General features: G+C 67.2%; 6 protein-coding genes. 5 read left to right on the forward strand and 1 reads right to left on the reverse strand.

Annotated features, from left to right (window positions below; translation table 11 throughout):
- From JYJ84_RS25325 to JYJ84_RS25345, 5 genes are all read left to right on the forward strand, one after another.
- On the forward strand, positions 1-636 hold a 636-nt coding region (locus JYJ84_RS25325), incomplete at its 5' end, for a sugar phosphate isomerase/epimerase family protein (RefSeq protein WP_205189584.1).
- A gap of 59 nt (positions 637-695) precedes the next feature.
- The gene (locus JYJ84_RS25330) at positions 696-1,709 is read left to right on the forward strand and encodes a Gfo/Idh/MocA family protein (RefSeq protein WP_122945117.1); all 1,014 of its coding nucleotides are present in this window, start codon (positions 696-698) and stop codon (positions 1,707-1,709) included.
- Between the two features lie 32 nt (positions 1,710-1,741).
- Positions 1,742-2,668, forward strand: a complete 927-nt coding sequence (locus JYJ84_RS25335) for a TIM barrel protein (protein WP_122945118.1) — start codon at positions 1,742-1,744, stop codon at positions 2,666-2,668.
- Between the two features lie 32 nt (positions 2,669-2,700).
- On the forward strand, positions 2,701-3,873 hold the full coding sequence (locus tag JYJ84_RS25340) for a Gfo/Idh/MocA family protein (RefSeq protein WP_122945119.1): 1,173 nt from the start codon (positions 2,701-2,703) through the stop codon (positions 3,871-3,873).
- Positions 3,874-4,171: 298 nt separating this feature from the next.
- Positions 4,172-5,056, forward strand: coding sequence for a MurR/RpiR family transcriptional regulator (locus tag JYJ84_RS25345; protein WP_043182499.1), 885 nt, complete (start codon positions 4,172-4,174; stop codon positions 5,054-5,056).
- A gap of 59 nt (positions 5,057-5,115) precedes the next feature.
- Here the strand turns inward: JYJ84_RS25345 and JYJ84_RS25350 are convergent.
- Positions 5,116-6,425, reverse strand: a 1,310-nt coding sequence (locus JYJ84_RS25350) for a CoA-acylating methylmalonate-semialdehyde dehydrogenase (RefSeq protein ID WP_205189585.1), incomplete at its 5' end; no start/stop codon positions are given.

Here is a 6,425-nt window from a genome sequence, read left to right on the forward strand (position 1 = left end):
GCGATCGAGGTGGCGGTCGAGATGGAGTGCGCGCTGATGGTGTCGGAGTTCGGGCGCGGCGCGTCGCCCGAGCGCTCGGTCGGCGAGCGGCCCGGCGCGAACCCGAAGGAGCTGTGCGAAGCCGCGTGGTTCCGTTCGATGGACGAACTGCTGCCGATCCTCGAGCGCGAACGCATCGTGCTGTCGGTCGAGCCGCATCCGGAGGACTGGATCGAGCAGTTGCAGCCCGCGATCGACATCGTCACGAACCTCGGCTCGCCGTCGTTGAAGCTGTCGTACATCGCGCCGCACACGTTCTACTACGGCGACGACATGGCCGCGATGATCGCGCAGGCCGCGCCGATTCTCGCGCACGTGCGCGTGGCCGACACCTTCGACCACCGCAAGAGCAGCCAGCTGCGCTACATCGTGAACCCGCCCGGTTCGAACCAGATCCGCGTGCACCAGCATCTCGACATCGGGCAGGGCGAGATCGACTGGGACGTGTTTTTCCGCGCGCTCGGCGCGGCAGGCTTCGACGGCGTGATGTCGTCGTGCGTGTTCGCGTGGGAGGACCGCGCGGAAGCATCGTCGCGTTACATGCGCGACACGATCCAGCGCTACGTCGATCGTCATTTCGATCGCACGACGCGCTGACGGATGACTGACCGGTGCGGCGCGTGCCGCACCGCCAATGAACGACTGGAGACTTTGAGATGACCTTGCAAATCGGCGTGATCGGCTGCGGTGCGATCGGCCAGGACCATATTCGCAGACTGACCCGCACGCTGTCCGGCGCGCGGGTCGTAGCTGTCAACGACATCGATCCGCAGCAGGCGCGTGACGCGGTGACGAAGTACGGGCTCGATGCCGAGATCTATGGCGATGGCCACGAGGTGGTCGCGGCCGCCGACGTGCAGGCCGTGCTCGTCACGTCGTGGGGGCCGACGCACGAAGCGTTCGTGCTCGATGCAATCGCGCACGGCAAGCCCGTATTCTGCGAGAAGCCGCTCGCCGTCACGGCCGAAGGTTGCATGCGGATCGTCGAGGCTGAAGTCGCGCACGGCAAGCGGCTCGTGCAGGTCGGCTTCATGCGTCCGTACGACGAAGGCTATCGCGCGCTGAAGCGCGTGATCGACAGCGGCGAGATCGGCGCGCCGCTGATGCTGCATTGCGCGCACCGCAACCAGTCGGTCGGCGAGCGCTACACGACCGACATGGCGATCACCGACACGCTGATCCACGAACTCGACGTGCTGCGCTGGCTGCTCGGCGAGGACTACGTGAGCACCCAGGTCGTCTATCCGAAGAAGACGCGCCATGCGTCCGCGCATCTCGCCGATCCGCAGATCGTGCTGCTGGAAACCGCGAGCGGCGTGCGCATCGACGTCGAGATCTTCGTGAACTGCCAGTACGGCTACGACATCCAGTGCGAGGTGGTGGGCGAGCAGGGCATCGCGAAGCTGCCCGATCCGCCGGCGGTGGGGCTCAAGCATGCGGCGCGGCAGTCGGTCGAGATCATGACCGACTGGAAGGAGCGCTTCATCGCGTCGTATGACGTCGAGCTGCAGGCGTTCATCGACGGCGTGCGGGCGCACGCGCTGACCGGGCCGTCGGCCTGGGACGGCTACGCGGCGGCAGTCGCGGCCGACGCGTGCGTGCGTGCGCAAAAGAGCGGGGCGGTCGAGCCGATCGCGATGGCCGAACGCCCTGCGTTCTATCGCGGCTGAACCGCAGCCGCCTACCTGCCGGACTGACCGACATGACGATGAAGATGGGTTGCGCACCGTGCTGCTGGGGTGTCGACGACGTGAAGAACCCGCACCTGCCGCCGTGGCGACAGGTGCTCGCCGAGGCGGCGCAGGCCGGCTACTCGGGTATCGAGCTTGGGCCATACGGCTACATCCCGCTGGAACTCGACGTGGTGAGCGCGGAGCTGGAGCAGCAGCGCCTGAGCATCACCGCCGGCACGATCTTCGACGATCTCGTGTCGCCGGCGAACCTGCCGAACCTGCTGCGCCAGACGCGCGACATCTGCGCGCTGATCACGCGGCTGCCGAAGCTGCCGACGCAGGACGGCCAGCGCCATGCGGCGCCGTACCTGGTCGTGATGGACTGGGGCCACGAGGAACGCGACTACGCGGCGGGCCATGGCGATCGCGCGCCGCGGCTGTCGGACGAAAGCTGGTCGACGATGGTCGAGCACATCCGGCAGATCGCGACGCTCGCGCGCGACGCATTCGGCGTGCGCACGGTGATCCATCCGCATGCGGGCGGTTACATCGAGTTCGCGGACGAGATCGACCGGATCGTCGCCGACATCCCGGCCGACACGGCCGGCCTGTGTCTCGACACGGGCCACCTGTACTACTCGGGCATGGATCCGGAAACCTGGCTGCGCCGCCACGCGGCGCGTCTCGACTACGTGCATTTCAAGGACATCGACGCGGCCGTGTACGACGCGGTGATGGGCGAGCACATCGCGTTCTTCGCGGCTTGCGCGCGCGGCGTGATGTGCCCGATCGGCAAGGGCGTGCTCGACTACCGGTCGATCAAGCAGGCGCTCGACGAGATCGGCTACGCCGGCTACATCACGATCGAACAGGAGCGCGACCCGCGCAATGCCGGCACGAGCCTGCGCGACGTGGCCGCGAGCCGCGCGTTTCTCGCGTCGGCCGGTTTCGCTTGATGATCTGACTACGGACAAGGAACGACACAATCATGATCGACGGACAGATTCTGCTTGGACATTCGATTCGCTGGGGCATGGTCGGCGGCGGGCTCGGCAGCCAGATCGGCTACAGCCACCGGTCGGCCGCGTTGCGCGACGGCAGCTTCGAGCTGGTCGCCGGCGCATTCGACATCGATCCCGAACGCGGCCGCCAGTTCGGCGTGAAGCTCGGCGTCGCGGCCGAGCGCTGCTATCCCGACTACGCGACGATGTTCGACGCCGAGGCGCGCCGCCCGGACGGCATTCGCGCGGTGTCGATCGCGACGCCGAACAACACGCACTTCGAGATCTGTCGTGCCGCGCTGAACGCGGGGCTGCACGTGGTCTGCGAGAAGCCGCTGTGCTTCACGACCGAGGAGGCCGAGGCGCTGGAGCGGCTGTCGGTCGAGAAGAACCGGATCGTCGGCGTCGCGTATGGCTATTCCGGACACCAGATGATCGAACAGGCGCGCGAGATGATCGCGCGCGGCGATCTCGGCGAGATCCGCATCGTGCAGATGCAGTTTGCACACGGGTTCCACAGCGAGGGCGTCGAGGCCGCGAGCGCGGCCGCGCGCTGGCGCGTCGATCCGAAGTTCGCGGGCCCGAGCTATGTGCTCGGCGACATCGGCACGCATCCGCTGTACATCTCCGAAGTGATGGCGCCCGAGCTGAAGATCCGTCGGCTGATGTGTTCGCGGCAGAGCTTCGTGAAAAGCCGCGCGCCGCTGGAAGACAACGCGTTCACGATCATGGAATACGACACGGGCGCGGTCGGCTACGTGTGGTCGAGCGCAGTGAATGCGGGATCGATGCACAGCCAGAAGGTGCGCGTGATCGGCTCGAAGGCGAGTGTCGAGTGGTGGGACGAGCATCCGAACCAGTTGCGCTACGAAGTGCAGGGGCAGCCCGCGCAGGTGCTCGATCGCGGGATGGGTTATCTGCATCCGCACGCATTGCGCGAGGATCGCATCGGCGCCGGGCATCCGGAAGGGCTGTTCGAGGCGTGGTCGAATCTCTATGCGCGCTTCGCGCTCGCGATGGATGCGGCCGATCGCGGCGACGCCGCGGCGTTGAAGAGCATCCGCTATCCGGACGTCCATGCGGGCGTGGAAGGTGTGCGCTGGGTCGAGAACTGCGTGCGCTCCGCCGATGCGGGCGGCGTGTGGGTCGACTATCGCTGAACCGCGCGCGACGGGCCGGCTGCGGTGCGCGGCGCGCCCGTCGCGCAAGGCTTCGCACCGGCGGCCGGCCTCGGTAGACACCCTAATCTTTACGACGCCGCGAGAGCGTTGGACAATCGCTTCCAGTATTGCCGTGGAGCGTAGGCAAGTGATGATCGAGCGCGTGGGAGCGAGCACGCGGCGCGGGCCGCGCCGCAAACGTGATTAAATTCGCCCTTCATGCATGTATCCAGGTGAGCCCCGGGCCGCGTTCGTCAACCTCGCGCGCACGTCGGGGCCGTCAACTTCGCGCTATCCGATGAGTTCATCCGAGAAACCTCCCGCCACTGTCGAGCAGTTCCTGCAGCATCTGACGCAGGAGTACGACGGCCTCAGCAATCGCCTGAAGGTGATTGCGCGCCATGTGGAAACGCATCGGGACCAGCTTGGCCTGGAAGGCATTCAGTCGCTCGCGGAAGCGTGCGGCGTCCAGCCGTCGGCTGTCGTGCGCTTCGCGAAGCATTTCGGGTTTTCCGGCTTCTCCGAGATGCAGAAGCTGTTCCGCGAAGGCCTCGCCCAGCAGATCGCGCCAGGGCGTGCGTACAACCTGCGGCTGCGCGACGTGATCGAATCGGGCTCGTCGAGCCTGCAGCCCGAGCAGATCGCCGACGAATTCATCAAGGGCAGTATTGCCGGGATGCAGCAGCTGCGGCAGACGCTCGATTCGCAGGCGCTCGCGCAGGCCGTCGACCTGCTCGCCGACACGCAGGCGATCTGGATCGCGGGCTCGCGGCGCGCGTTTCCGATCGCCGTGTACCTCGACTATGCATTGCAGCACACCGACAAGCGCATCGGCCTGTTCAGTGCGCTCGGTAGCATGCATCTCGGCCAGATCCGCTCGGTGCGCGAGGGCGACGTGATGATCGTCATCTCGTTCATGCCGTATGCGGAGGAAACCGTGCAGGTTGCGCAGCAGGCCGTGCAGCGCGGCGCGCGGCTGATCGCGATCACCGACAGCCGGATGAGCCCGCTGGCGCGGGAGGCCGAGGTGACGCTGATGGTGCAGGACAGCGCGACGTTCGGCTTCCGCGCGCTGACGGCCACGATGGGGCTCGCGCAGAGCCTGTTCGTCGCGCTCGCGTACCGGCTCGAACTGTCGTACCTGCCGACCGCCGACGGCGCGCACGGCACGCAGGCCGGCTGACGCAGCCTGCCGGCGTACCGCCCGCTCGACCGATCGGCGGGCGGCGTGCCGTCAGGCGGTTACTTCGCGGTCGGCATCGCGAATTCGGGACCCTTGCCGATGCTCGACGACCAGCGCTGCATCACCGACTTCTGGCGCGTGTAGAAGCGCACGCCTTCCTCGCCGTACGCGTGCATGTCACCGAACAGGCTCTTCTTCCAGCCGCCGAAGCCGTGCCACGCCATCGGCACCGGAATCGGCACGTTGATGCCGACCATGCCGACCTGGATGCGCCGCGAGAACTCGCGCGCGATGCCGCCGTCGCTCGTGAAGCACGACACGCCGTTGCCGAACTCGTGCGCGTTGATCAGGTCGACCGCGTCGCCGAAATCCTTCACGCGCACGCAGCCGAGCACGGGCCCGAAGATTTCTTCCTTGTAGATGCGCATGTCGGGCGTCACGTGGTCGAACAGGGTGCCGCCGGTGAAGAAGCCGGCCTCGCGGCCCGGTACGCGCAGCCCGCGGCCGTCGACCACCAGTTGCGCGCCTTCGTTCACGCCTTGCTCGATATAGCCTTCGATACGCTTCAACGCATCGCCGGTGACGATCGGGCCCATCTCGACTTCCGGCGACATGCCGTCGCCGATCACCAGCTTGCGCGCGCGCTCGGCCACCAGCGGCACGATCTGGTCCGCAATGTCGCCAACCAGCACCGCGACGCTGATCGCCATGCAGCGTTCGCCGGCCGAGCCGTACGCGGCGCCGATCAGTGCATCGACGGCCTGCTCGAGGTTCGCGTCGGGCATCACGACGAGGTGATTCTTCGCGCCGCCGAGTGCCTGCACACGCTTGCCGGATTGCACGGCACGCTGCTGCACGTAGGCCGCGATCGGCGTCGAGCCGACGAAGCTGACGGCCTGCACGTCGGGGTGATCGAGCAGCGCGTCGACCGCGCCCTTGTCGCCTTGCACGACGTTGAACACGCCGGCCGGCAGCCCGGCCTGCGTGAGCAGGTCGGCGATGAACAAGGCCGCCGACGGGTCGCGCTCGCTCGGCTTCAGCACGAACGTATTGCCCGTCGCGATCGCGACCGGGAACATCCAGCACGGCACCATGCACGGGAAGTTGAACGGCGTGATGCCCGCGACGACGCCGAGCGGCTGACGCATCGTCCAGTTGTCGATGCCGGTGCTGACCTGGTCGGTGAAGTCGCCCTTCAGCAGTTGCGGCACGCCGCAGGCGAATTCGATGATGTCGATGCCGCGGGCGACTTCGCCCTGCGCGTCGGAGAACACCTTGCCGTGCTCGGCGGTGATGATCGCCGCAAGTGCGTCGCGGTGCTCGTTCATCAGTTGCAGGAAGCGGTGCATCACGCGCGCGCGGCGGATCG

The organism is Burkholderia sp. LMG 13014, assembly GCF_905232215.1.
Classification (GTDB): Bacteria; Pseudomonadota; Gammaproteobacteria; order Burkholderiales; family Burkholderiaceae; genus Burkholderia.